The sequence below is a fragment of the Micromonospora violae genome (assembly GCF_004217135.1).
In the GTDB taxonomy this organism is placed as follows: domain Bacteria; phylum Actinomycetota; class Actinomycetes; order Mycobacteriales; family Micromonosporaceae; genus Micromonospora; species Micromonospora violae.
In genome coordinates this window covers 1,764,730-1,788,058 of the sequence record NZ_SHKK01000001.1, presented here as the reverse complement: position 1 = coordinate 1,788,058, position 23,329 = coordinate 1,764,730, and the positions used below count along the sequence as shown (strand labels likewise).

General features: G+C 73.1%; 24 protein-coding genes. 2 read left to right on the top strand and 22 right to left on the bottom strand.

The genetic code is table 11. The features are described 5' to 3' along the window. Nucleotides 1-55: 55 nt before the first annotated feature. Nucleotides 56-778: an SGNH/GDSL hydrolase family protein gene (locus EV382_RS08020; RefSeq protein WP_130400949.1), complete on the top strand. Its 723-nt coding sequence runs from the start codon at nucleotides 56-58 to the stop codon at nucleotides 776-778. A 44-nt stretch (nucleotides 779-822) separates the two neighbouring features. Here EV382_RS08020 and EV382_RS08015 read toward each other — a convergent pair whose 3' ends face one another. From EV382_RS08015 to EV382_RS07960, 12 genes are all read right to left on the bottom strand, one after another. After that, entirely contained in the window at nucleotides 823-2,181 is a 1,359-nt protein-coding gene (locus EV382_RS08015; protein ID WP_165435747.1) for a hypothetical protein, read from the bottom strand. Beyond that, a complete protein-coding gene (locus EV382_RS08010; protein WP_130400948.1) occupies nucleotides 2,178-3,146 on the bottom strand; it encodes an alpha-ketoacid dehydrogenase subunit beta in 969 nt (322 codons plus the stop codon). The genes EV382_RS08015 and EV382_RS08010 overlap by 4 nt, the downstream gene beginning before the upstream one ends. A gap of 28 nt (nucleotides 3,147-3,174) precedes the next feature. Further along, nucleotides 3,175-4,146, bottom strand: coding sequence for a thiamine pyrophosphate-dependent dehydrogenase E1 component subunit alpha (locus EV382_RS08005; protein WP_130400947.1), 972 nt, complete (start codon nucleotides 4,144-4,146; stop codon nucleotides 3,175-3,177). After that, nucleotides 4,143-4,934 (bottom strand): DUF3050 domain-containing protein, encoded by a 792-nt coding sequence (locus EV382_RS08000; RefSeq protein ID WP_130400946.1) that lies wholly within the window; start codon nucleotides 4,932-4,934, stop codon nucleotides 4,143-4,145. The genes EV382_RS08005 and EV382_RS08000 overlap by 4 nt, the downstream gene beginning before the upstream one ends. Nucleotide 4,935: 1 nt before the next feature. Continuing rightward, on the bottom strand, nucleotides 4,936-5,865 hold the full coding sequence (locus tag EV382_RS07995) for a phytanoyl-CoA dioxygenase family protein (RefSeq protein ID WP_130400945.1): 930 nt from the start codon (nucleotides 5,863-5,865) through the stop codon (nucleotides 4,936-4,938). Further along, the gene (gene hppD / locus EV382_RS07990; RefSeq protein ID WP_130400944.1) at nucleotides 5,862-6,947 is read right to left on the bottom strand and encodes a 4-hydroxyphenylpyruvate dioxygenase; all 1,086 of its coding nucleotides are present in this window, start codon (nucleotides 6,945-6,947) and stop codon (nucleotides 5,862-5,864) included. Before hppD ends, EV382_RS07995 begins: the two co-directional genes overlap by 4 nt. 74 nt (nucleotides 6,948-7,021) lie before the next feature. Next, nucleotides 7,022-8,260 (bottom strand): beta-ketoacyl-[acyl-carrier-protein] synthase family protein, encoded by a 1,239-nt coding sequence (locus EV382_RS07985; RefSeq protein WP_130400943.1) that lies wholly within the window; start codon nucleotides 8,258-8,260, stop codon nucleotides 7,022-7,024. Further along, nucleotides 8,257-9,873 (bottom strand): class I adenylate-forming enzyme family protein, encoded by a 1,617-nt coding sequence (locus EV382_RS07980; protein ID WP_130400942.1) that lies wholly within the window; start codon nucleotides 9,871-9,873, stop codon nucleotides 8,257-8,259. Before EV382_RS07980 ends, EV382_RS07985 begins: the two co-directional genes overlap by 4 nt. Beyond that, on the bottom strand, nucleotides 9,870-10,307 hold the full coding sequence (locus EV382_RS07975) for a beta-ketoacyl synthase chain length factor (protein ID WP_244236591.1): 438 nt from the start codon (nucleotides 10,305-10,307) through the stop codon (nucleotides 9,870-9,872). The genes EV382_RS07980 and EV382_RS07975 overlap by 4 nt, the downstream gene beginning before the upstream one ends. A 137-nt stretch (nucleotides 10,308-10,444) precedes the next feature. Then, entirely contained in the window at nucleotides 10,445-11,554 is a 1,110-nt protein-coding gene (locus EV382_RS07970) for a beta-ketoacyl-[acyl-carrier-protein] synthase family protein (RefSeq protein WP_130400940.1), read from the bottom strand. Further along, on the bottom strand, nucleotides 11,547-11,792 hold the full coding sequence (locus EV382_RS07965; protein WP_130400939.1) for an acyl carrier protein: 246 nt from the start codon (nucleotides 11,790-11,792) through the stop codon (nucleotides 11,547-11,549). Before EV382_RS07965 ends, EV382_RS07970 begins: the two co-directional genes overlap by 8 nt. After that, nucleotides 11,792-12,058, bottom strand: a complete 267-nt coding sequence (locus EV382_RS07960) for an acyl carrier protein (RefSeq protein WP_130400938.1) — start codon at nucleotides 12,056-12,058, stop codon at nucleotides 11,792-11,794. The genes EV382_RS07965 and EV382_RS07960 overlap by 1 nt, the downstream gene beginning before the upstream one ends. Nucleotides 12,059-12,073: 15 nt before the next feature. Here EV382_RS07960 and EV382_RS07955 point away from each other — a divergent pair, with 15 nt between their 5' ends. Then, nucleotides 12,074-12,754, top strand: coding sequence for a 4'-phosphopantetheinyl transferase family protein (locus EV382_RS07955; RefSeq protein ID WP_244236590.1), 681 nt, complete (start codon nucleotides 12,074-12,076; stop codon nucleotides 12,752-12,754). On the opposite strand, the gene EV382_RS07950 is transcribed toward EV382_RS07955, so the two are convergent. The 10 genes from EV382_RS07950 to EV382_RS07905 all read right to left on the bottom strand — a co-directional run bounded on the left by EV382_RS07950 (nucleotide 12,682) and on the right by EV382_RS07905 (nucleotide 22,939). Further along, nucleotides 12,682-14,049, bottom strand: a complete 1,368-nt coding sequence (locus EV382_RS07950) for a class I adenylate-forming enzyme family protein (RefSeq protein ID WP_130400937.1) — start codon at nucleotides 14,047-14,049, stop codon at nucleotides 12,682-12,684. The two genes, EV382_RS07955 and EV382_RS07950, sit on opposite strands and share 73 nt — an antisense overlap. A gap of 708 nt (nucleotides 14,050-14,757) precedes the next feature. Continuing rightward, nucleotides 14,758-15,075, bottom strand: coding sequence for an antibiotic biosynthesis monooxygenase family protein (locus EV382_RS07945; RefSeq protein WP_130400936.1), 318 nt, complete (start codon nucleotides 15,073-15,075; stop codon nucleotides 14,758-14,760). Continuing rightward, nucleotides 15,072-16,319, bottom strand: a complete 1,248-nt coding sequence (locus tag EV382_RS07940; protein WP_130400935.1) for a beta-ketoacyl synthase N-terminal-like domain-containing protein — start codon at nucleotides 16,317-16,319, stop codon at nucleotides 15,072-15,074. The genes EV382_RS07945 and EV382_RS07940 overlap by 4 nt, the downstream gene beginning before the upstream one ends. Beyond that, nucleotides 16,316-17,590 (bottom strand): beta-ketoacyl-[acyl-carrier-protein] synthase family protein, encoded by a 1,275-nt coding sequence (locus EV382_RS07935; RefSeq protein WP_130400934.1) that lies wholly within the window; start codon nucleotides 17,588-17,590, stop codon nucleotides 16,316-16,318. The genes EV382_RS07940 and EV382_RS07935 overlap by 4 nt, the downstream gene beginning before the upstream one ends. A 55-nt stretch (nucleotides 17,591-17,645) precedes the next feature. After that, on the bottom strand, nucleotides 17,646-18,050 hold the full coding sequence (locus EV382_RS07930) for a cupin domain-containing protein (protein WP_130400933.1): 405 nt from the start codon (nucleotides 18,048-18,050) through the stop codon (nucleotides 17,646-17,648). Beyond that, the gene (locus EV382_RS07925) at nucleotides 18,043-18,798 is read right to left on the bottom strand and encodes an SRPBCC family protein (RefSeq protein WP_130400932.1); all 756 of its coding nucleotides are present in this window, start codon (nucleotides 18,796-18,798) and stop codon (nucleotides 18,043-18,045) included. Before EV382_RS07925 ends, EV382_RS07930 begins: the two co-directional genes overlap by 8 nt. Beyond that, entirely contained in the window at nucleotides 18,795-20,225 is a 1,431-nt protein-coding gene (locus EV382_RS07920) for an acetyl-CoA carboxylase biotin carboxylase subunit (protein WP_130400931.1), read from the bottom strand. The genes EV382_RS07925 and EV382_RS07920 overlap by 4 nt, the downstream gene beginning before the upstream one ends. A gap of 19 nt (nucleotides 20,226-20,244) precedes the next feature. Then, on the bottom strand, nucleotides 20,245-20,823 hold the full coding sequence (locus EV382_RS07915; RefSeq protein ID WP_130400930.1) for an acetyl-CoA carboxylase biotin carboxyl carrier protein: 579 nt from the start codon (nucleotides 20,821-20,823) through the stop codon (nucleotides 20,245-20,247). Next, the gene (locus EV382_RS07910) at nucleotides 20,820-22,604 is read right to left on the bottom strand and encodes an acetyl-CoA carboxylase carboxyltransferase subunit alpha (RefSeq protein ID WP_130400929.1); all 1,785 of its coding nucleotides are present in this window, start codon (nucleotides 22,602-22,604) and stop codon (nucleotides 20,820-20,822) included. The genes EV382_RS07915 and EV382_RS07910 overlap by 4 nt, the downstream gene beginning before the upstream one ends. Further along, on the bottom strand, nucleotides 22,601-22,939 hold the full coding sequence (locus tag EV382_RS07905) for a TcmI family type II polyketide cyclase (protein ID WP_130400928.1): 339 nt from the start codon (nucleotides 22,937-22,939) through the stop codon (nucleotides 22,601-22,603). The genes EV382_RS07910 and EV382_RS07905 overlap by 4 nt, the downstream gene beginning before the upstream one ends. Between the last annotated feature and the right edge of the window lie 390 nt (nucleotides 22,940-23,329).

The window sequence follows — 23,329 nt, the reverse complement described above, 5'->3', positions numbered from 1 at the left end:
CACCGGATCGGGGTCAGGCTGGTCGGACCGCCCGACGGTCGGCTAGCGTGCCGGCATGCCATCGACGCTCACCGAATCGACGGACCCGTACTGTCTGCGCCCCGGGGAGGCCGCCGAACTGCTGCACGGGCACCCGTGGCGGCGGTTCGTGGCGCTCGGCGACAGCGTGGTGGAGGGGATGTGTGAGCCGACACCGGGCTACCCGGACGTGCAGTGGGTCGACCGGGTCGCCGCCGAGCTGAGCGCCGTACGCCCCGGGCTGGCGTACCGGAACCTGGGCCGACGCGGGCTGCGCGCGCACCAGGTGCGGGCCACCCAGCTCGCCCCGGCCCTCGACTTCGCACCCGACCTGGCGCTGGTCGTCTGCGGGGGCAACGACGCTTTCCACCCGGCGTACGACGCGGCGGCGGTGGACGCCGAACTGACCGCGATGATCACCGCGCTGCGCGACGGGGGCGCTGACGTGATCACGGTCGGCATGTTCGACGTCTCGCACAGCCCGGCGGTGCCCGCGCACCTGCGGGCCGGCCTGGGGGAACGAATGCGCCGCCTGTCCGCCCACACGGCCGTCCTGGCCGAACGCCTCGGCACGGTCCACGTGCACCTGACCGACCACCCGCTGACGGCCGACCCCACCCTCTACAGCACCGACGGCCGCCACGGCAGCGCCCGCAGCGACGCCATAGCAACAGCCCAAACCCTGCGCACCCTCTCCCCCCGCCGCCCCCCGGGTGATCATGGGGTTGGCGGGGCCGGGAGCGGCCCAGAGCCCCGCTAACCTCATGATCACCCGGGGGTGCAGGGGCCGGGAGGGGGCGGGGGTCAGGTTTTTAGGAGGATTCCGGTTAGGAGGACGCCGTGGGCCAGGTTGAGGACTCCGTCGCAGCCGGGGTAGCCGACCCGCGCCAGGCCGCCGGAGGCGTGGCGGCCGAACAGGTACGGGGCCAGGGAGTACGGGACGTCGGCGGTGTGCGTCTCGCCGGTCTCGATCTGGACGAAGTCCATCGACACCCGGTCGGTCGGTAGGTACTCCTGGAGGATGGCACCGCCCTGGTCGACGGCGGCCCGCACACCCTCGGCCCAGTCCGCCGCGCTCAGCTCCGGGCCGAGCAGCACGCCGTGCCCGGCCGACCCGTCGGCTGGCTTCGCCACCAGTGTGGCCTGCTCGGTGATGGCCCGGTCGAGCACCGCGGCGGTCAACGGCACCGTGTACGGCACGTGTCGGCGGATCAGCGCCTGGTCGACGGCGGGCAACCCGTCCACGTCCTCCCACAGCCAGGCGAAGGTGGTCTTGTTGCCGAGCAGCCAGGCTGCCGCCGACACGTACATCGGCAGGGTGCCGGCCGCGAGGGCCCGGGCCACCGCGTCCAGGCCGGCGGTCGGGGTGACCCGGTTGGGCACGAAGAGCCGGAACAGCGCGTCGACCGGTGCACCGTCGACGACCAGGCGGTTGTCGGCGTCCACGGTGGCGGTGGAGACCGGGGCGATGACCAGGTCGATGCCGAAGTCCCGGGCCCGTACGGCGAGCGGGTCGAGGATCCGGATGAACGTCTGCGGGTCGTCCAGGCCCGGGTAGTCGGCGTCGAAGTCCATCAGCAGCGCCACCCGGGCGCCCTCGGGCAGCCGCAGTTCCTCGCGGATCGCCACGAACCGCTGGTCGAGCAGGGACGGGGCGGCCCGCACCGGCAGGTCGTCGAGGATGCCCTGCTCCTGGTAGAGGTGAGCGAACCGGTAGATGACGGTGTCGGCGTCGAATCCGCCGCCGAGGCTGCTGTCGATGTTGTACTCGACGAACTTCGGCACCCCGGCGGAGAAGATCACGTCCGGCCGGTACGCGGCCAGCAGCGCCTCGGTCAGCGGCTCGGACTCGTCCAGCAGCCGGGTCTCCCCCGCCGGTACGCCGAGCAGGTGGCGCAGCTCGCCGGCGGTGCCGGCCCGACGACGGCAGGCGTCGAGGATGAGCTGCGCGAGCCGGTCACAGACCTCGTTGAGTTCCCGCCAGGCGTCGGCGGTGAGCACCGGGGGGCGGGCCAACCGCCACTGCTTGTTGTAGGTGGCCCGGCCGTGGAAGACCTGTTCCCAGGCCGCCGCCCCACTGGCCACCATGGCCCGACGGGCCGGCTCCGGCAGCTCGGTCCAGGCCCGGTCGGCCGGCGGCCACGGGTAATTCGGGTCGATCATGAGGTGTCCTTCATGGTCAGGTGGATGGCGGTGACGAGCTGTTCCCGACCGGGCTGCACGGCCCGGTCCAGTGCCGGGGCGAACGGCAGCACCGCCCCGTCCGGTCGAGTGACCCGGCGCGGCGGGGCGAGCAGCCGGACCCGCTCCACCACCGAGGCGATGATCTCGGCGGCCATGCCGCAGGACCGGTTGGCGTCGTCGAGCACCACGAGCCGCCCGGTGCGGGCCACCGACTCGGTGAGACCGCCGATGTCGAACGGGTACAGCGTGCGCGGGTCGAACACCTCCACCGAGATCTGGTCGGCCAGCTCCTCGGCCACCGCGAGCGCGTCGTGCACCAGGTGCCCGATCGCGACCACTGTGACGTCGCAGCCGTTGCGGTGGATCCGGCCCCGGCCCAACGGCACCGGGGCCAGCTCGTCGACGTCGTCGCGCACGTCCATCGCCCCGGCCGGCGCGAACACCACCACCGGGTCGTCGTGGCGGACCGCGGTGACCAGCAGGCCGTACGCGTCGGCCGGGGTGGCCGGCACGACGGTGACCACACCGGCGTGGGCGAAGAGGCTGTACGGGTGGTCGGAGTGCTGCCCGGCCCACCCGGTACGCGAGCCGGAGCCGGGCACCAGGTAGGTGACGGGGACAGCACACTGCCCGCCGGTCATCAGCGGGAACTTGTGCGCGTGGTTGACGATCTGCTCGAAGACCAGGAACAGCAGCGACGGAATCTGGAACTCGATCACCGGCCGCAGCCCGGCCAGCGCCGCCCCGGTGGCGAAGCTGGTGAACGCCTGTTCCGACAGCGGGGTGTCGCGGATCCGTTCGGTGCCGAACCGTTTGGCCAGCCCCGTGGTCACCAACGACGCGCCGACCTGGATGTCCTCGCCGAGCAGGAACACCGCCTCGTCGCGGGCCAGTTCGTCGGCGAGGGCCCGGGTCAACGCCCGCCGGTACGACAGTCGGGGCACCTCAAACACCTCCGGTGCGAGCGGTCATTCAGCCACCTCCGGTGCGGGCGGTCAGGCCGCTGGCGTACAGGTGGCGCAACGCGTCGGCCGGGTCAGGCTCCGGGCTGTTCAGGGCGAACCGCACCGCCGCGTCGAGGGTCTGCTCGACCTCGGCGTCCACCGCCGCGCGGTCGGTGTCGGTGAGGCGTTCACCCTGGATGCGGACCGGGTCGCGGGCCCGGGCACGGGTCACCTCGTCGGGCGGCCGGTAGTCGAGGCGTACCGCGTGTTCGAAGGTGTGGTGGGCGTCGAAGCGGTGGGTCCGGGCCTCGATCAGCTCGGGGCCGCCGCCGGCGCGCATCCGGTCGACGGCGGCGGACGCGGCGACGCGTACCGCCTCGGGGTCCTGGCCGTCGACGTCGACGGCCGGGATGTCGAACGCGGCGGCCCGGCCGGCGATGCTGCCGGCCACCGCGCCGGCGACCGGCATGGTGGTGGCGTAGCCGTTGTTCTCGCAGACGAACAGCACCGGCACCCGCCAGAGCGCGGCCAGGTTGAACGCCTCCAGCAGCATCCCCTCGTTGACCGCGCCGTCGCCGAAGAAGCTCACCCCGACGGTGTCGCGGCCCCGGCGGCGGTACGCCCACACCGCGCCGGTGATGATCGCCCCGGAGGCGCCGACGATCGCGTTGGCACCGAGCACACCGATGCTCAGGTCGGCGGCGTGCATCGAACCGCCCCGGCCGGCGTTGAGGCCGGTGACCCGGCCGCACAGCTCGGCGAGCATCCGCGCCGGGTCGGCCCCGCGGGCCAGGACGTGCCCGTGGCCACGGTGGGTGCCGGCGAGCACGTCGTCGGCGCCCAGCGCGGCGCAGACGCCGGCGGCGATCCCCTCCTGACCGAGGTACGGGTGGATGCCGCCGACGATCTGCCCGCCGTGGACCAGCTCCACCGCCCGTTCCTCGAACCGGCGGATCAGCCGGACCGTGCGGTAGAGCCGGACCGGGTCGGTGTCGGTCACGCGGGTCCCTTGATGGCGGCGAGGATGTCGTCCCAGAGCCGGGCCCGGGCAGCGAGGGCGGTGTTGACCGTGTCGGCGCACTCCTGCCACTTGGTGTCGTCGTCGCCGCACAGGTCGGCGAGCATCTGCATGGCCATCGGGGTGTGCTGTTCACCGTCGACCTCGATGTGCCGCTCCAGGTAGTCGACGAACGTGTGCAGCCGGTTGCTGACCTCGTTGACCGAGACGACCTGGGTGAACATGTCCGGGATCAGGTCCTCCCGGCCGAACGCGAACGCCGCCGCCTGACAGTGCACCGGGGTCGACTCGATGATCTGCCAGGTGGTCGCGGCGAACCTCGCCGACGCGGCGGGCACCCCCGCCTCGGTGAGCGCCTCGGTGACCGGACGGCCGGCGCGCAGCAGCTCGACGAGGGCGTTCACCGCCGTGGTGTCCGCGCCCGCCTCGGCCATGCCCCGCACGTACAGCTCGAAGTGGCTGATGTAGCCGCCGCCCAGCTCGTCGCTCTCCTCGACCATGACGATGTCGTTGATGAGGCGGCGGCTGCCGGTCGGGCCGGTCGGAATCCACGGCACGGTGACGCAGGTCAGCTGCCGTTGCAGCGACTTCAGCAGGGACATGAAGTCCCACACCGCGAAGACGTGGTGCTCCATGAAGGTAACCAGCGCCTCGTGGGTGTTCAGGTTGGCGTAGAGCGGGTGCTTGACCACGACGTCGCGCCGGTCGGTCACCGCCCGCTCCAACCGCTCGATGCCCGGGTGCGTCCTACCCCAGTCGTACCGTGACATGTCAACCTCCCTGTTGGGCGCGGTGGCGCCAGATGACCGGGCAGTAGTCGGGATCCGCGTAGTCCGGCCGCCCGTCGTGGGTGCGGCGGACCAGCACATCGTGGTTGTACGCGGCGAGCGTGCCGTCGGAGAGCGGGTACTCCCGCCAGGCGTTGTCGCCGTCCTGCAGATGCAGCGAGATCGCCTGTCGGGGGCGACCGCTGACGTTGGGGCCACTGCCGTGATAGGTGCGGCAGTGGTGGAAGCTCACGTGTCCCTTGGGGATCACCATCGGGACCTTGCGGATCTCCGCGCCGTTGTACGCGGCGTTCTCGGCCAGCATCTCCTCCAGCTGGCTGCGGTCGCGGTCCGCGAAGTGCCGCACCACGGTGTCGTCCGCGCCGATCTCCTTCCACCGGTGCGAACCGTCGACCATCGTGATGGTGCCCATCTCCTCCCCGCAGTCATGGAACGGGATGAAGGCGGTGAGCATCTTCTCCGACGACGAGGACGCCCAGTAGTGCTTGTCGAAGTGCCAGGGCACGATGTTGCTCGGCTCGCCGGAGATCGGCGGCTTGAAGATCAGCGTGGACTGGAAGACCCGGATCTCGTCGGCCTGGGCCAACCGGGCGGCGACCGCGCCGATCAGCGGCTTGCGCAGGATCGCGCCCAGCCCATCGTGCTCGTGATGGACGTAGTCGTTGTGCCGCTGCACCGGGCCCAAGGACTGCTCCCAGTAGGCCAGCTTCGGCGGGCGCACCGGCAGCCGACGGTCCCGTTCCCCGTCGTAGTAGCGCTGCGCAGCGGCGGCGAGAGCGTCCACCTCGTCGTCGGTGAACACCTTCTTCGACAGGTACCAGCCGTGCTCGGCGTAGTGCCGCACGTCGTCGTCGGACGGCAGCAACGCCTGCTCCTCGGCGGTCAGCGTCGGCTCGTAACCGGTCACGCTCATGCCCCCACCCCCTGTGGTGCGGCCGCCACCGCGGCCAACTCCCGTTCCTTGGCCTCGTAGAGCGCCTTGATGTTGCCGCTGCCGAAGCCCCGCGCGCCGCGCCGCTCGATCAGCTCCAGGAAGAGCGTGCGGCGCACGTGCATCGACTCGGCGAAGATCTGCAACAGCTGGCCGTCGTGGTCGGAGTCGACCAGCACCCCCAGCTCACGCAGCCGGTCCAGCGGGGCGTCCACCCGGCCGACCCGCTCCTGGAGGGCGTCGTAGTAAGTGGCCGGGGTGCCGGCGAAGCGCACCCCGCGCCGGCGCAGCGCCTCCACGGCGGCGACGATGTCGTCGGTGCGCAACCCCAGATGCTGCACTCCCCCACCGGCGTGCTGGTCGAGGAACGCGTCGATCTGCCCCGGCCGCCGGGTGCGGTCCGGCTCCAGCAGGACCACGGTGACCCGCCCGGACGGGCTCTGCACCACCTTCGAGTTCATCCCCTGCCCGTCGACCTCGACGTGCTCCTCGAAGATCTGCGCGAAGTCGAACAACGCCTCGAAGTGCCGGACCGTCTCGTCGAGCTGGTCGGGCGGCACGCAGACCGCCAGGTGGTCGATCTCGGCGAGCACCGGCGGGTGGTCGTCCGTCGTGGACGCCGACGCCGCGATGATGCCGGGCAGGAACCCGCCCCGGTCGCCCCGGCGCTGCACCAGCCGGTGCCGCACGTCCGCGAAGCCGTCCACCTCGGCGATCACCACCTCGGCGTCCGCACCGGTGATCGGCGGCGTCACCCCGGTCGCGCCCCGCACCACCAACTCGGCGTACGCGGTTGGCACGTCGTCGACCTCGACGGCGACCACCGCGATGCCGTCACCGTGGCGCTGCACGTACCGCGCCGCCGGGTGCTCGGCGTCCAACCCGGAGGTGAGCAGCAACCGGATGTCGCCGTGGCGAAGCAGCAGCGAACGCTGCCCCACCAGCCCGGTCTCCGGACCGCCCTGACCGCAGATCTCGAAGCCGACGGCGGTGCTGAAATAGAAGGCCGCCTGTCGGGCGTCCCCCACGTAGAGCTCAATATGGTCGATACCACGGATGTCCATGTCCTTTGAAACCCTTCCCACCCGATTCCCCCGTGTTGCCGTCCGGGCACGCCCCGCCCGGGATGCCGCCTCGATCACCCCCTCGGCTCGGCGACCCGCGCCAGCAGCAGGCTCACGTTCTGGCCGCCGAACCCGAACGAGTTGGTCACCGCGTACTCCAGGTCGGCCTTGCGGGGTACGCCGCGGATGTGGTCCGCCGGGCAGGCCGGGTCCGGATCGTCGAGGTGGTACGTCGGCGGCAGGAGCCCCCGATCGAGCGCCAACGCGGTCGCCGCCGCCTCCAGCACCCCGGAGGCGCCCAGCAGGTGACCGGTGAGCGCCTTGGTGGAGCTGACCGGCACACCGCCCACGCCGAAGACGTCGGTGAGCGCGGTGGTCTCCGCGATGTCACCGAGCTTCGTGCCGGTGCCGTGCGCGTTGACGTAACCGACCGCCGCCGCCGGCACACCGGCGCTGCGCAGCGCCCGACGGATGCACGCCGCCGCCCCCGCGCCGTCCGGGCGGGGCGCGGTCGGGTGGTACGCGTCCGTCGTCGCACCGTGGCCGGCCACCTCGGCGTACCCGGCGACGCCGCGCGCCGCGGCGTGCTCGGCGCGTTCGAGCACCAGCAGCGCGGCGCCCTCGGAGAGGACGAACCCGCTGCGGGAGGTGTCGAACGGCCGGCTCGCCCGGCCCGGGTCGGTGCCGGCGCGCGCCAACGCCCGCGCGTTGCCGAAGGTGTCGGCGAAGGTCGGGAAGAGCGGTGCCTCGCTGGCCCCGCAGAGCACCACGTCGGCTTCCCCGGTCGCGATGAGCCGGACGCCGTCGGCGACCGCCTGCGCGCCGGAGGCGCAGGCGGTGCCGACCGACGAGCTGTAGCCCCGGATGCCGTGCGCGATGGCGATCCGCGCCGCCGGCATGTTCGGCAGGATCCCGGTGAGCAGGTACGGGCTGACCGCCGCACGGCCCCGGGCCGCCCGGGCCAGCACCTGCGACTCCAGGGTGGCCATTCCCCCGACCCCACCGACGATCACACCGATCCGGTCGGGGTCGACGTCGCGGCCCACCTCGATACCGGCGTCAGCGAGGGCGTCGGCGGCGGCGAGCAGGGCGAGGACCACGATCCGGTCCAGCACCCGGGTCTCCGGCCCGGACGCCACGGTGCGCGGGTCGATGTCGGGCAGCAGGCCGGCGACGTCCAGCGACTCCCGCGCGGGGTGCCCCTGCGGTGGTCGGCCGAGCCCGGACCGGCCGGTGGTCAGCGCGTCGAAGGTCTCCTCCACGCCCCGCCCGACCGGGGTGAACAGACCCATCCCGGTGATCAGGGCGGTCATGAGCGCGCCTCGGTGAGGTAGCGCTCACGCAGGACCACCTTGCGGACCTTGCCGGTCACGGTGACCGGGATGTCGGCGGAGCGCACCGGCACGACCCGGCGCAGCGTGTCGCCGACGTCCGGGCCGAGGGCGGCGCGGACCCGTTCGGTACGGTCCTCGGCCTCGTCGGCACCGGCGGCCAACTCCAGCAGCACGTCGGTGACCACCGTGCCGGCCTCGGCGACGATCGCCACCGTGCAGTCGGTGACGTCCGGGCAGGCGGCGAGAATCCGCTCCTCGGACAGCGCGGTGTAGAAGCGCCGCCCCGCGCCGGCGTCGACCGAGTCCACCGCCCGGTCCAGGTGGTAGTAGCGGCCGTCGGCGTCGGCGCGGACCAGGTCACCGGTGAGGTACCAGCCACGCTGGCGGAACCGGTAGGTGGTGACCGAGTCGTTCCAGTAGCCCCGGAACAGCGACGGCGAGTCGATGCCCAGGAAGCCCACCTCACCGACGGGCACCGGCTCACCGGCGGCGTCGAGCACCGCGACCGTGGCGAACTGGTACGGGCGGCCGATGCAGCGGCCGTACCGGTCGGTGTCGACGCGGTGGGTGATGTGGAACATCGAGTGCCCCATCTCGCTGGAGCCCAACCCGTCGATGAAGACCGAGCCGGGCACCGTGACCACCCCGTCCCGGGTGACGGTGTCACGCCGACCGACCGCGACGAGACGGCGGATGTGCGGCTCGTGCGAGGCGTCACCGGTGTTGAACCAGAGCCGCACCGAGTCCAGGTCGTACCCGGACAGGTCGAAGCGGGCCAGCTCCGCCCAGGTGACCGAGAAGCCGAACACCCCGTCGGGGCGCCAGCGTTGGATCGCGTCCAGCACCCGCTCACCGTCCTGCTCGGACAGGAGGAACATCTGCGCGCGGTTGCCCAGCGCCTGGTTGACCATCAGCACCGTGGCGGTGTGTGGTGCGGGCAGCGCGTTGAGGATCCGGCTGGTGCCCTGCGCCTGCGGCATGGTGAGCAGGTGCCGGGTGGCCGCGAAGAGGCTGGCGTGCGAGTGCAGCACCGCCTTGGGCACCCCGGTCGTCCCGGAGGTGTGGGTGATCACGATCGGGTCGTCCGGGTGGTGCCGGTAGTGCGCCGGGGCGACGGTCGGGTCGCCGGTGCCCGCCTGCGCGGGGGTCCCCAGCAGCGGTACGCCCAGCTCGTGCCCGGCCAGGAGCGCGGTGTGCGCGTCGTCGGCCAGCACCCCGACGCCCCGCAGGCGGCGGATGTACTCGGCGGCGATCTCCGGGCGGAGTTTGCCGTTCATCAGCGCCGGGATCGCTCCGAGCCGGGTCAGCGCCAGGAAGCTGAGCACCATGTCGGCGGCGGCGGTGGCCCAGACGGCGATCGGGTCGCGGGGGCGTACCCCTCGCTCGTGCAGCCAGGCGGCGCGGGCGGCGACCCGCTCGTCGAGCCGCCCCAGCGTCAGTGGCGTCTCGGCGGGGTGCCCGTCGACGGCCGTGTCGAAGGTCAGGCCGGGCCCGTCCGGGTCGGCGCCGTGCGCCAGTACCCGGGCCAGGACGTTACCCGCGCCCAGGTCGGTGTCGGCGGCCAGCGCGCCGCGCAGTCCGGGTGTCCTCATGGTCGTGCTCCTCCCCCCAGCAGCACCGCGACCGCCTCGGTCGGCCCGTCGGGTGCCTGTTCGATCAGGATCAGCAACACCTCGTCGGCGTCACCGTCGTCGCGCAGCAGGTCGGCCTCGGCGACGCCGTCGGTGTACGGGTCGCCGGTCGGGCTGAGGCAGACCACCGGGCCGCGCAGGTTCCAGCGGGCCGCGACGTGCCCGGCGACGCTGTTGGGCACGGACTGGAAGAAGAACAGCGGGCCGATCCGCCCGCCGGCCTCGACGGTCGTCCGGACGTGCTCGGCGCTGGCGAGATCGCCGCTGGCGCTGACCAGCACGATTCCCGTCCGCACCCCGGCGGGCACCCCCGCCGGCCCGTACGCCCGGCGTAGACACTCTTGCGCCACGGCCACCACCACCGGCGCGAAGTCCGAGTGCACAAACCCGGGCACCCCCGGGGCGGCTGTCCCGTCCCCACCCTCCGGCCACCGGGCCCGAGCCCGCTCCCCCGGCCGGCCCGCACTGTCGGTGCGCGTCTCGGAGGCGCGGTCGGTGCCGAGCGTGCACGTCCGCGGGGACTGGGCGGCGGTCACGCGACGCCGACCAGGAGAGCGGTGTTGGCACCGCCGAAGGCGGCGTTGAGGGTCAGCGCATGGGTGGCGTCCGTCCGGTGCGGACGGTCCGTCACCACGTTCAGCGGGCAGTCCTCGTCGGGGGCCAGCCAGCCGGCGTTGACCGGCAGGTGGCCGTGTCGCAGCGCGAGGGCGGTGATCACGAACTCGAGCAGCCCGGACGCCTCCAACGCGTGCCCGTGCACCGACTTCGTGGAGCTGACCGGAACATGGGTGGCCTGTTCGCCGAGGGCCCGGCGCAGCGCCGCCGCCTCGGCGGCGTCGCTCTGCGCGGTGCCGGTGGCGTTCGCGTTGACGTAGCCGACGGCCTGTGGTGGCAGCCCGGCCCGACGCAGCGCGCCGTCGACCGCGCGGGCCAGCCCGCTGCCGCCGGGCTCCGGCTGACAGGGGTGGAACGCGTCACCGGCCCGTCCCCAACCGGCCACGGTGGCCAACGGCTCGGCCCCGCGTCGACGCGCGGCGCTGGATTCGAGGACCACGGCGGCCACCCCGTCGCCCAGCAGCAATCCCCGGCGGCCGACGCTGAACGGCCGCACCGCCCCGTCGACGGCGAGGGCGCGACCGGCGTCGAAGAGCGCGAACTGGTCCGGTTCCACCAGGTAGCCGGCCGCGACCACCACCCGCTCCACAGCACCGTGGGTGATCTGGGCGGCGGCGTCGGCCACCGCCGTGCTCGCCGAGACGCAGGCGCTGGTGTAGACCCGGTTGCGGCCGGAGAGTCCACACCGGGTGGCGAGGTGGTCGGCGAGCACAGCCGGGGACGGGCCCGTCCCAGGAGCCGGGCCGCCGTGCACGGCGAGCAGCAGGACGCACCCGGCGCGCTCGGCGCGGTCCAGGCCGGCCGCCCGGCAGGCCGCGTCGATCCCGGCGGCCAGTTCGTCGGCGAGCGTACCGACCTCGGGCAGGGTGGCCGCCACGGTGACCCGGCGGGCGGCGGTGTCGAACCGGTGCACCGGGCCGAACGCCGGCACACCGGCCAGCACGCCAGCGAGCTGCGCGTCGGCGCCCCGCCCGAGGGCGCTGACCGCGTGCACACCGGTGAGCTGGGCGACGCGCGCCTCAACCATCTGCGGAGGTGCTCAGCGACGCCCGGAACACGGTCAGGGCGTCGTCGACGGTGCGGATGCCGGCCAACTCGTCGTCGGCGAGGTCGAGCCGGCGGTCGTAGCGCTGCTCGACGAGGTGCACCAGCCAGGCGAGCTCCATCGAGCCGATCCGGTCGGACACCTCGGCAGCCGGTTTCGCGGTGAGTTCGGCGAGCATGGTCAGCAGGTCAGCTCGCCCCAGGTCGGGCTGACCGCTCATCAGGCTTTGTCGCTCGTCGCCTCGGCGACACGGTTGGCGACCATGGTGGTGAATTCGCCGACCGTCATCAGGGCCAGCTGCTCCGACTCGTCGTCGGCGAACGTCAGGCCGTACCGGTCCTCGACCCGGACGGACAGGTCGGCCAGGGCGAGGGACTCCAGGTCGACGCCGGAGGGGCCGAGCGTGGTGTCGTCGTCGAGCCCTTCGACGTCGTAGTTCATATCGGCGAGCTGTTCAACGACGAAGGCGCGGACCTCGGCTCTCATGGATACCCTTTCTGCGTGGCTCAGTTGACGGTGTCCGGTCGGGACACCGTCCACGTGTGGGTCGGCCGGGACGCCGGCGGTCAGCCGGATCCGGCCGCTGTGCTGGTGCGGCGGGCGGGCGCTCTGCTGCTCGGTCGCGTGGCGACCGAGGTGGTGCTGACGCACGACCGCGACGGACGCCCGATCGTCCGGGTCGACGACGCCACCGGGTCGGTCGAGCTGGCGGTCAGCGTCAGCCGGACCGCCGGGCTGGTGGTGGTCGCCGCCCGTCGGGCGGGCACGGTCGGGGTGGACGTGGAACGCGTCCGCCCGCTGCCGGCGCTGGCGCTGGCCCGCCGCTGGTTCCCACCGGCCGAGCGGGCCTGGTTGGGCGATCGGCCCGAGGCCAGCCGGACGGCGGACTTCCTGCGGCTGTGGACCGCCAAGGAGGCGGTCGGTAAGGCGCTCGGACGCGGGCTGCGCGACGGCGGGCTGCGTCGGTTGATGCCGCCGCCAGGGCTGCCGATGCGACCGGTGCCCGGCGTCGAGCCCCTGCGGGTCGGTCACCCACGGCTGGACGAGGGACTCGTCCTGGCGGTCGCCGCACCCGCGCCGGTCGACGTCGAGGTGGTGCAGTGGGCCGGTCACGGGGCGACCGCCGAGCGCAGCGCGTCGGTCGAGCGGACCAGCTTGCCGGTGGTGGTGCGGGGCAACTGATCGAGCAGGTGCAACGTCCGGGGCCGTTTGTAGCCGGCCAACCGCGCGGCGAGGAGCTTGTCCAGCGTCTCCTCCGACAGCGGCCCGTCCGGCTGGACGTAGGCGGTGATGCCGCCGTCCCAGACCACCACCGCGGCGGCCACCTCGGGCAGTTCGGCGACGGTGGCCTCCACCTCGGTCAGATCGACCTTCATCCCGCCGACGGAGACCTGCGAGTCGAGTCGGCCGCGCACCGTGACCAGGCCGGTGTCCGCGTCGACGGTGCCGGCGTCACGGGTGTGCAGCCACCCGTCGGACCAGCGGGTCGGGTCGCTCAGGCCGACGTACGGCGACGCCGGGCAGGACACCCACAGCTCACCGCCGGATTCGCGGACCTCGATGCCGGGCGCGGGGGCGATCGACGGTCGGTGCGTCCCGTACAGGTCGGTGCCGATCACCCCGACCTCGGTCATCCCGTACATGTTGCCCAGCGGCACCCCGTACCGGTCGGTGAACGCCCGGGCGACGGCGGTCGGCACCAGCTCGCCTCCGGTGGTCATCCGCCGCAGCTGGGGCAGCGGACCGGCCGGACGGGTGGAGGCGAGCAGCCCGATGTGGAACGGGACACCGAGGACGGTGGCCGGTGTGGCGTCGGCGCTGATCGCGGCCAGCACGGCATCGCCGCTGAGCCGCTGCGGCGGCACCAGCTCGACGCCTGCGTGCAGCCCGTAGAGCAGCCCGCCGACCAGGCCGAGAACGTGCACCATCGACGGCAGCAGGATGATCCGCTCGCCGGGCAGCGCCACCCCGTCGATCCGGGTGTAGCGGTGCACCTCGGCGACCAGGTCGGCTGCGGTGCGGCCGATCACCTTCGACGGTCCGGTGGAGCCGGAGCTGAGCTGGATCACGGCGTGGTCGCTGACCGCCGGACGGTCGGCGTACCGGGTGACGCCCTCGGTGACGTCCACGAAGATCTTCAACGCGCTGCTCCCGGTGCGCACCGGCGCGACCACCACCTGCGGGGTCAGCCGGTGCAGCGCGCGGTCCACCTCGTGGTCGGTGAGCCGGTGGTCGAGCAGGATCGCCTGCCCGCCGGCGCGCCAGGTGGCCAGCAGGTTCACCACATACGCCAGGGACGGCGGCAGCCGCAGCGCCGCGGCACCCCCGGGGCGCAATCCGGCGGTGGTGAGCCGATCCTGCGCGGCGGTGACCAGTCGGTGCAGGGCGGCCCGGTCGATGGGCTCGGGCAGACGGAGACAAACGTCGCTCGGGTGGCCGGCGAAGAGGACTTCGTCCACCCATCCGGGGTCTGTCACGGTAGGATCTTCTGCCGTCACTGCCGTTCACCGCCCAGCATCAAAGAGGGCGAATCCGCCCATCACGTACGCCTGTCGGGGTGTTGCGGGGAACCATACGACGCCGACATGGTCATTGCTAGATGCAAATGGATGGATCAAAAGCAGCGGGCCGCCGGATTGCCGACAGCCCGTTCGGCAGGCAGGATCGGGCGGGCGATTCGGCAGATCGTCACCGAGGGATGACCCCTCGTACAACCGTCGCGCGCCCTCAGCCGGACGGCCGATGGTGACGCGGTCACCGGGTGAGCCCGACGAGCGCGGCGAGTCGCGCCACGCTGGCGGCTGCCCGGCCGCTGTGCGCATCTCGGCGATGAGGGTACGAGCGACAGGCCGGCAGCGGACCTCGTCGGGCGCGACGATGTCGGCGCCAACCGGGGCGCGCACAGCGGCCGTGACGTCACCGACGTCGAGGTAAGCGCGGCCAGCATCGACGAGATGGGCCGCTCGAGGCTCCGCGAGCAACCGGGGCCAGCCGTCGCCACGAACGGCTCCCATGTCGCGCCACTACGCACAAGACCGCGAGCAGAGCCCCGTCGATCATGGAGTCATGGTGCCAGAATTCGTCCCGTTAAAATACGTTTCGTCACCCACCACAACTCCATGATCGACGGGGGCGAGGGTGGGGGCGGGGTGGGGGCGGGGGTGGGGTGGAGGCCGCGGGGGGGGTCAGGTTAGGGCTGGGGTTTGGGCGTGGATGTGGAAGCGTAGGGAACGGGCGTCGGTGAAGCACTCCCGCATTGGGCGGACGAGGTCCCGGTGCTCGGGACTGCGTTCCCAGGTCTCGAAATCGGCCAGGCTCGCCCACTCACTGGTGATCAACCACTGCTCCGGGTCGGTCGACGAGCGGCACACCTGGTCCACCAGGTGCCCCGGCACGCCGCCGGCGACCAGGTGCCGCACCTGCTCGTACGCGGCGAGGAACGCCTCGGTGCGCGGCACCGGCACCCGTACCAGGAAGACCACCCGGGCCCGTTGGTCGCTCATGACGCCTCTCCCCTCATCGGCGCGGCCCCGCGCAGGACCAGCGCGCTGTTGAACCCGTCGAAGCCCCGCGCGCAGACCAGGGCGAGCCGGCTGCGCGGCCGGCGGTGCTCCCGCAGGAAGTCCAGCTCGCAGCCGTCGGCCACCTCGTCCGGCCCCGCCGACGCGGGCAGCGTGTCGTGGGCGAAGGCGAGCAGCGCGGTGGCCACGTCCAACGCCGCACCACCCTGGCACGCCCGGCCGGTCAGCGGTTTCTGCGTGGTCACCGGCGGGGGCCGGTCGGCGAACACGGCGCGCAACGCGTCGGCCTCGCTGCGGTCGTAGCGGGGCACACCGAGCGCGTCGGGCAGCACCACGTCGATCCCGGCCGCCGCGACGCCGGCCCGGTCCAGGGCCAGCCGCATCGCCCGCGCGTACTGGGTCGGATCACCGGCGCTGACCGCCGTGGTGTGCGCGGCGTCGTGGGTGGAGCCCCACCCGCTCACCTCGCCGTAGACCCGGGCGCCCCGGGCCAGGGCGTGCCCCAGCTCCTCCACCACGAACACCGCTCCCCCCTCGGCCGGCAGGTAGCCGCTGGCCGAGGCGTCGAACGGCCGGTACGCCCGCTCCGGGTCGGCGACGTCGCTGAGCAGCCCCGAGCGCAGCTGGCAGGCGAGCGCGTACGGGCTCAACGGGCACTCGGTGGCCCCGGCGATCACCACCGGGGTGCCGCGGCGTACCGCCCGGGCCGCGTGCGCCAGGCTGTCCAGCCCACCGGCCGACTCGGCGACGAGCACCCCACTCGGCCCCTTGAACTGGTGGTGGATGGAGAGCTGCCCGACGCTGGCCGCGTAGAACCAGGCGATCGACTGGTACGCCCCGACCGTCCGCGACGAACCGCCCCACAGGCGTTGCAACTCCCGCTGACCGAACAGGTTGCCCCCGGACGAGCTGGCCAGGGTCACCGCGTAGCCGTACGGATCGGGGGCCCGCTCGGGCAGGCCGGCGTCGGCCAGCGCCAGCCGGGTCGCGGCGAAGCCGAGGTGCGTCCACCGGTCGGTCTGCACCAACTGCCGACTGTCCGCGTAGGACTCGGGGATGAAGCCGGCCACCTCCCCACCGAAGCGGGTCGGATAACCGGACGGGTCGAACAACGTGATCGGCCCGGTCCGGCGGGTGCCGGCGAGGACCGTGCGCCAGTGCGCGTCCGCGCCGATACCGCTCGGTGCGACCACCCCGATGCCGGTCACCACCGCGCGGGCCATCACGCCGCCACCGCGCCGAGCATCCGACGGAAGACCATCGCCGACTGGAAACCGCCGAATCCGCTGCCCACCGAGAGGGCCACGTCCACCGGGACCTCCCGCGCCTCGTTGGGTACGTAGTCCAGGTCGCACTCCGGGTCCCGGGTGCTCCAGTTCGCCGTCGGCGGCACCACACCGAATTCGATGGCGAGGGCGCACGCGGCCATCTCGATCGATCCGATCGCGCCGAGCGAGTGCCCGACCATCGACTTGATGGAGCTGATCGGCACCCGGTACGCGGCCTGGCCCAGCGCCCGTTTGAGCGCGGCCGTCTCGTGTCGGTCGTTCTGCCGGGTGCCCGAACCGTGCGCGCTGATGTAGGAGACCTGCTCGGGCAGGATCTTCCCCTGCCGGAGCGCGTCGGTGACGGCGAGGCTCATCTCCAAGCCGTCCGGGCGCAGCCCGGTCATGTGGTAGCCGTTGCTGCGGCTGGCGTAGCCGGCCACCTCGCAGTAGATGTGCGCCCCCCGACGCCGGGCGTGCCCGGCCTCCTCCAACACCAGCACCGCCGCACCCTCGGCCAGCACGAACCCGTGCCGGTCGGCGTCGAACGGTCGGGAGGCGTGGGCCGGGTCGTCGTTGTCCGGGCTGGTCGCCTTGATCGCGTCGAACGAGGCGACCGTGACCGGCGAGATCGGCGAGTCGGACGCACCGGCCAACATCACGTCCGCCTCACCGTCCACGATCATCTGATGGGCGTACCCGATGGCGTCGATGCCCGAGGTGCAGCCGGTGGAGACCACCTGCGCCGGGCCGTGCCACCCGTGCCGGCAGGCCACGTCCGCCGCGAGGCTGCTGGGCACCAACGCCTGATAGAGGTACGGGCCACCGCGCGCCCCATCCACCAGCCAACGCCGGCCGTGCTCGCTCACGGTGACGTACTCCTGCTCCAACGCCATGGTGCCGCCCACCGCCGTGCCCAGCACCACCCCGGCCCGGTCCCGCTCCGCGTCGGTGAGCACCAGCTGGGCGTCGGCGACCGCCTCGGCGGAGCAGGCCAGCGCGAACTGCACGTACCGGTCGGCCCGGAGCCGCTCGGCCTCGCTGAGCCCCGCCGCGACCGGGTCGAAATCACACTCCGCCGCGATCTGCGACCGGAACGCCGACGGGTCGAAGAAGCTGATCCGCCGGGTGGCGGTCCGCCCCTCGGTGATGGTCTTCCAGAAGCGGTCCCGGCTGGCGCCGCCCGGGGCGACCACCCCAACCCCGGTCACCACCGTGCGGCGCCCGGTCATCGCGCCACCTCTGTTCGCGACTGCGGGGCTCGCAAACCCGGCTCACTCCTCGCGCTCACGATGCGCCCCGCTGTTCGACCAACTCGGTGTCGACGTGTCCCAACTCGGGTCGGGGGGCGAGCGGGCCCAGGTGGAAGACCACCTCGGCCGGTTCGACGCCGGTGTTGCGCAGTCGGTGCCGCACGTTCACCGGTACGAACAGCCCCTCGCCGGCGGCCAGCAGCGTCGGCTGGTCGTCCAGGTCCACGGTGATCGCGCCCCGCACCAGGTACAGGAACTCCTCGCTGTACGGGTGGTAGTGCTCGGCGATCCGCTCCCCCAGGGCGAGCGTGGCCACCCCGAGGAAACCCGAGGTGCTGCCGACGGTGCGCGGGCCGAGCAGCACCCGCAGTTCACCGCCGCGACGGCGGTCGGCGGGTACGTCCCGGGCGGCGATCGGGCGGGTGCTCAGGTCACTCATCGTCGGCCTCCGTCGGCTCGCCGCCGGCGATCGGGCTGCCCTGGTCGGCGCGCTGCCGGGCGATCCGCTCCACCCGGTCCTTGATCACCGCAAGTTGGATCACGCTGTTGGTGTTGATCCGCTCGGTCATCGCGGCGTTGTCGACCGGCGCGGTCGGCTTCATCGCGAAGTCCTGCGTCCAGGTCATCCGGGTGCCACCGGCCTCCTCGGTGTAGCGCCAGTGGATGCGCATGTACTCGAACGGCCCGGTCTCCACCCGATACGCCCGGACCTGCCTGCTGACCGGGTCGGCGGTGCGCTCGCTGACCCAGCTCCAGGTCACCCCGTTCTCGTCGGGGTACATGGTGAGCCGGAACCGCACCGTGAGCCCCTCGCGGTGCAGGATGTCCACCACGGCGTACTCGGTGAACAGCTCGGTCCAGTTCGCCACGTCGTTGGTGACCTCCCAGACCAGCCCCAGCGGCGCGTCGATGACCACGCTGTTCTCGGTGTGCCCGGGCGGGTCGGCGCGGCGGGCGACCAGCTCGGCCACCGCCGGGATGCTCAACTGCCCGGCCTGCTCGGGGATGCTCACCTGCCAGCGGTCGGAGACGACCGCGGAGAGTTCCAGCAGGGCGAGCGAGTCCATGCCCAGCTCCTCCAGTGACGCGGCGGGCGCCCGGGCCGCGGCGTCGGCGTCGAGCCCGCAGTGCGCCACCAGGATGTCGGTGATCTCGGCGGTCATCGGGCGACCATGGGTGACGGTCATCGGGTCCTCCTGTGGGTTGCGTCGGGATCTGCGGCGGGCGCGGTGCGGGGTGCGGGGGTGGCCGCCGGCCCGTGGGCGGGCGCGGCGAGCAGACGGTCGACCAGGCCGGTGGTGTAGCGGCCCTTGCGGAATGCGGCGTCGTCGAGCACCCGTCGGACGAACGGGATGGTGGTGTGCACACCCGGGCCGGCGATGTCGAACTCGTCCAGGGCCCGTTCCAGCCGGTTGAGGGCCAGCTCCCGGTCGGGCGCCCAGACGATGACCTTGGCCAGCAGGGAGTCGTACCAGGGGCCGATCAGGTAGCCGGCGCTGGCGTGGCTGTCCACCCGGGTGAACGGGCCGCCGGGCGGGGTGAACCGCGCCAACCTCCCGGGGGTGGGGGTGAACCCGCGCCCGGGGTCCTCGCTGTTGACCCGGCACTCCACGGCGACGCCGTGCAACCGGATCTCCTCCTGCCGCCAGCGCAGCGGCACCCCGGCGGCGATGTGCAGTTGCTCGTGCACCAGGTCGATCCCGGTGACCATCTCGGTGACCGGATGCTCCACCTGGATCCGGCAGTTGATCTCCAGGAAGTGGAACTTCTCCTCGGCGTCGACCAGGAACTCCAGCGTCCCGGCACCGACGAAACCGACCTGGAGCGCACCCCGCAGGGCGGTCTCGGCGATGGTGTCGAGGACGGCGGCGGGCAGCGCCGGGGCGGGCGCCTCCTCGACCAGTTTCTGGTGCCGGCGTTGCACCGAGCAGTCCCGGGTGCCCAGGTGCACCCCGTTGCCGTGGGCGTCGCAGAGCACCTGCACCTCGACGTGTCGCGCCTCGGTGAGGTAACGCTCGACGTACACCCGGTCGTCGCCGAAGGCGGCCTGGGCGGCGGCCCGGGTGCGGGTGTACGCCCGGCGCAGCTCGCCCGGGGTGTGCACCACGGTCATTCCCCGGCCCCCACCCCCGGCGGCGGCCTTCACGATCACCGGGTACCCGACGGCCTCGGCCACCTCGGCCGCCGCGGCGGCGGTCGGCACCGGCGCGACACTGCCCGGCGACAGCGGCAGGCCGGCGCGACTCATCAGCGCCCGGGCCGAGGACTTGTCGGCCAACGCGGCCATCACCGTCGGCGGCGGACCGATGAACGTCAACCCGTTGTCGACGCAGATCTCGGCGAAGTCGGCGTCCTCGGACAGGAAGCCGTAGCCGGGGTGCACCGCCTGCGCGCCCACCTGCCGGGCCGCCTCCACGATGGCGGCGGCGTTGAGGTAGCTGCGCCGACTCGACGCGGGCCCGATGCGGACGGCCTGGTCGGCGAGGCGCACCACCGCCGAGTCGGCGTCGGCGGCGGAGTACACCACCGCCGTGCGGACACCGAGCTCCTTGCAGGCGCGCAGCACCCGCAGCGCGATCTCGCCCCGGTTGGCGATCAGCACGGTCTCGAACATCGTCATCCACCCCGCGCCGTCACGCCGGGTCCAGTTCGACGAGCGGCTGGTCGTACTCGACCGGCTGGCCGTCCTCGACGAGGATCGCGGCAACCCGACCGGCCCGGTCGGCGGTCACCTCGTTCATCAGCTTCATCGCCTCGACGATCGCGACCGGCTGGCCCGGGCGGACCAGGTCACCCACCGCCACGAACGGCCGCGCGCCCGGCTCTGACGCCCGGTAGAAGGTGCCGACGATCGGTGCCCGCACCGCGGCGCGCCCGGGCACCGGTGGCCGGATCACCGCCGGTGCGGCGCTTGGCGCCGGCACGAGCGCCGACGTCGGCGCGCCGGGACCGTCGGGTCGGGGCGCGTCGTCGGGGTGCCACTCGACCTCCAGCACCGCCGGACCGCTGCGCAGCCGGATCCGGCGCACCGGCCCGGCCAGCTCGGCGATCAGGTGCTGCGCCTGCCGACGCAGACCCGCCAGCGCCGCCTCACCACCCACGCCGACCTCGTCGGATGCCTCAGCGCCGACGCCCACATCGGACGAGTCGCCACCGACGCTGACGTCGTCGGGTGCCTCGACGGTCGAGACCGCCCCGTCGCCGGCGGTCATCGCCGGACCATCCGGGTGCCGGCGCGGTTCGCGCCGAACCGTCGGAAACGTTGCCGGCGAAGGCGGACCAGCGTGGCGGGGGGCACGTCCAGCAACGGCAGGAGGTTGGCCAGCAGCGCGGCGCGCAGCCGGTGCGCGGCCTCCGCCGGGTCGTCGTGCGCGGCGCTCGACGGCTCCGCCACGACCTCGTCGACCACGCCGAGCCGGCACAGGTCGGGCGCGGTCAGTCGCAACGCCCGGGCGGCCTGCGGTGCCGCCGACCGGTCCGGCCAGAGGATCGCCGCACACCCCTCGGGGCTGATCACCGAGTAGACGGCGTTCTCCAGCATCAGCACCCGGTCGGCGACCGCCAGGGCCAGCGCACCGCCGCTGCCGCCCTCCCCGGTGATCACCGCGAGCACGGGGGTGGGCAGCACGGTGAGGGTGAGGATGTTCTCGGCGATCGCCGCCGCCTGGCCCTGTTCCTCGGCGCTGACCCCGGGGTCGGCGCCGGGGGTGTCCACCAGGGTGATCACCGGCAGGCCGAGCCGGGCCGCGAGGCGCATCAACCGCAGCGCCTTGCGGTGCCCGGCCGGGCTGGCCATGCCGAAGTTGCGGGCCACCAGCTCGGCGGTGCTGTGCCCCTTCTGGTGCCCGATGACCATCACGTGCCGGCCGGCCAGCCGCGCCACGCCACCGACGATGGCCGGGCAGTCCGCACCGAGCCGATCGCCGTGCAACTCCACGAACCCGTCGAAGACGGATTCCAGGTAGTCCAGTGTGGTGGGTCGTCCGAGGTGCCGAGCGACCCGGACGGTGTCCCACGCGTCACGTACCGCCGGGGTGTCCTCCGTGACCGGGGCGTCGACGTCCGCGCCCACCGCCGGGCCGGCCGGCAGCACACCCCCCGGGCCCGCCGGCAGCGCCGCGACGTCGTCGGCGCGACGCTCGCGGCGCGACGCCGGCTCCTGCCGGGGTACGGGCGAACGCCCCGGACGGCCGGCGCGGGTCGCGGCGAGCAGCGCCATGAGCCGTCCGCGCAGCGACCGGCGCTGCACCACCATGTCGACCTGCCCGTGTCGGAGCAGGAAGTCGGCGGTCTGGAAGCCCTCCGGCAACGCCCGCCCGGTGATCTGGCGGATCACCCGGGGGCCGGCGAAGCCCATCCGCGCGCCGCTCTCGGCGAGCACCAGATCGGTGTTGGTGGCGAACGAGGCGGCCACCCCACCGTAGGTCGGGTCGGTCAGGACACTCACCGTGAGCAGCCCCGCCTCGCGCAGCGCGGCGATGGCCTGGCTGACGGTCGCCATCTGCATCAACGACAGCGCGCCCTCCTGCATCCGCGCCCCGCCGGAGGCGGTGATGAGGACCAGCGGGATGCGGTCGTCCAGCGCCCGTTCGGCCGCCCGGGTGATCAGCTCGCCCACCGCGCAGCCCAGGCTGCCGCCGAGAAAGCGGAAATCCATCACCGCCAGGGCCACCGGGTGCCCACCGATGGTGGCCGTGGCACACACGACCGCCTCGGCCAGGCCGGTGCTGGCCCGGGCGCCGGTGAGCCGGTGCGGGTACGGCAGCACGTCCACGAAGTCGATCGGGTCCGCCTCCGGCAGCCGGTCGGGCAGCGGGCGCAGCGAACCCGGGTCGACCAGTTGTCGCAGGCGCTCCGGCGCACCGAGTCGGGCGTGCTCACCACACTCCGGACAGACGTCGAGGTTGCGGCGCAGCCGTTTGCGGTAGAGCAGGCTGGCGCAGCCGGCGCAGCGGGACCAGAGCTGCTCCTCGCGCGGCGCGGTGGTCGTCACGACCGCCGCCCGAGATCCGGGGCGTCGAACCGGTAGAAGCACCGCGCCATCGCGTCCCGCGGCGAGCGCCAGGTCGGCAGGTACGGCGACACGTACGGACGCAGGCGCTCACTGACCCGGATGAACTCCGGGTGGCCACGAGCGGCCTCCACCGCGCCCTCCGTCGGCTGCGCGGTCTCCAGCAGGTGCACATAGAGATCGTGCAGTCGGTACAGCGAGCGGTGCTGGACACCGACCAGGCGCGGCAGCTCCGTCGCGTCCGACTCGGCGAAGATCTCGGCGACCCGCTCCTCGGCGGTCGGATCCACCTTCGCGACGATCAGCGATCGGTCCATCCCTGGGCCTCCCCCCACAGCGTCCGGCCGGCGACGGGTGGCCCCCGGACGCGCTGGACGACTGCCGCCACGATGCGCCGATCCTCGTCACGGCGGCGTCACCGCGCAGGGTCGACCAGCGACGCATGATGGTGACGCTGCGTTGACGCAACCTGTGTATCGGCTATGCAACCGCTGCGCTCCCGGTGCAAGCGTTTATGCAGTTCAGAAGCGATCTCGGGTTGACTGTCGCGAATAGGAGACTCCGGCCACATTGACTCAACGTGACCATTATTGATAATCTTCAGCGTGGTCAGCCCGGCGGCCTCCGCGGGTGGGGCCGCGCCCGACCACGCCACCATCGGCGGGTCGACAGTGGCGTCGCGGGCAACCGATCCGGGACACAGCAGA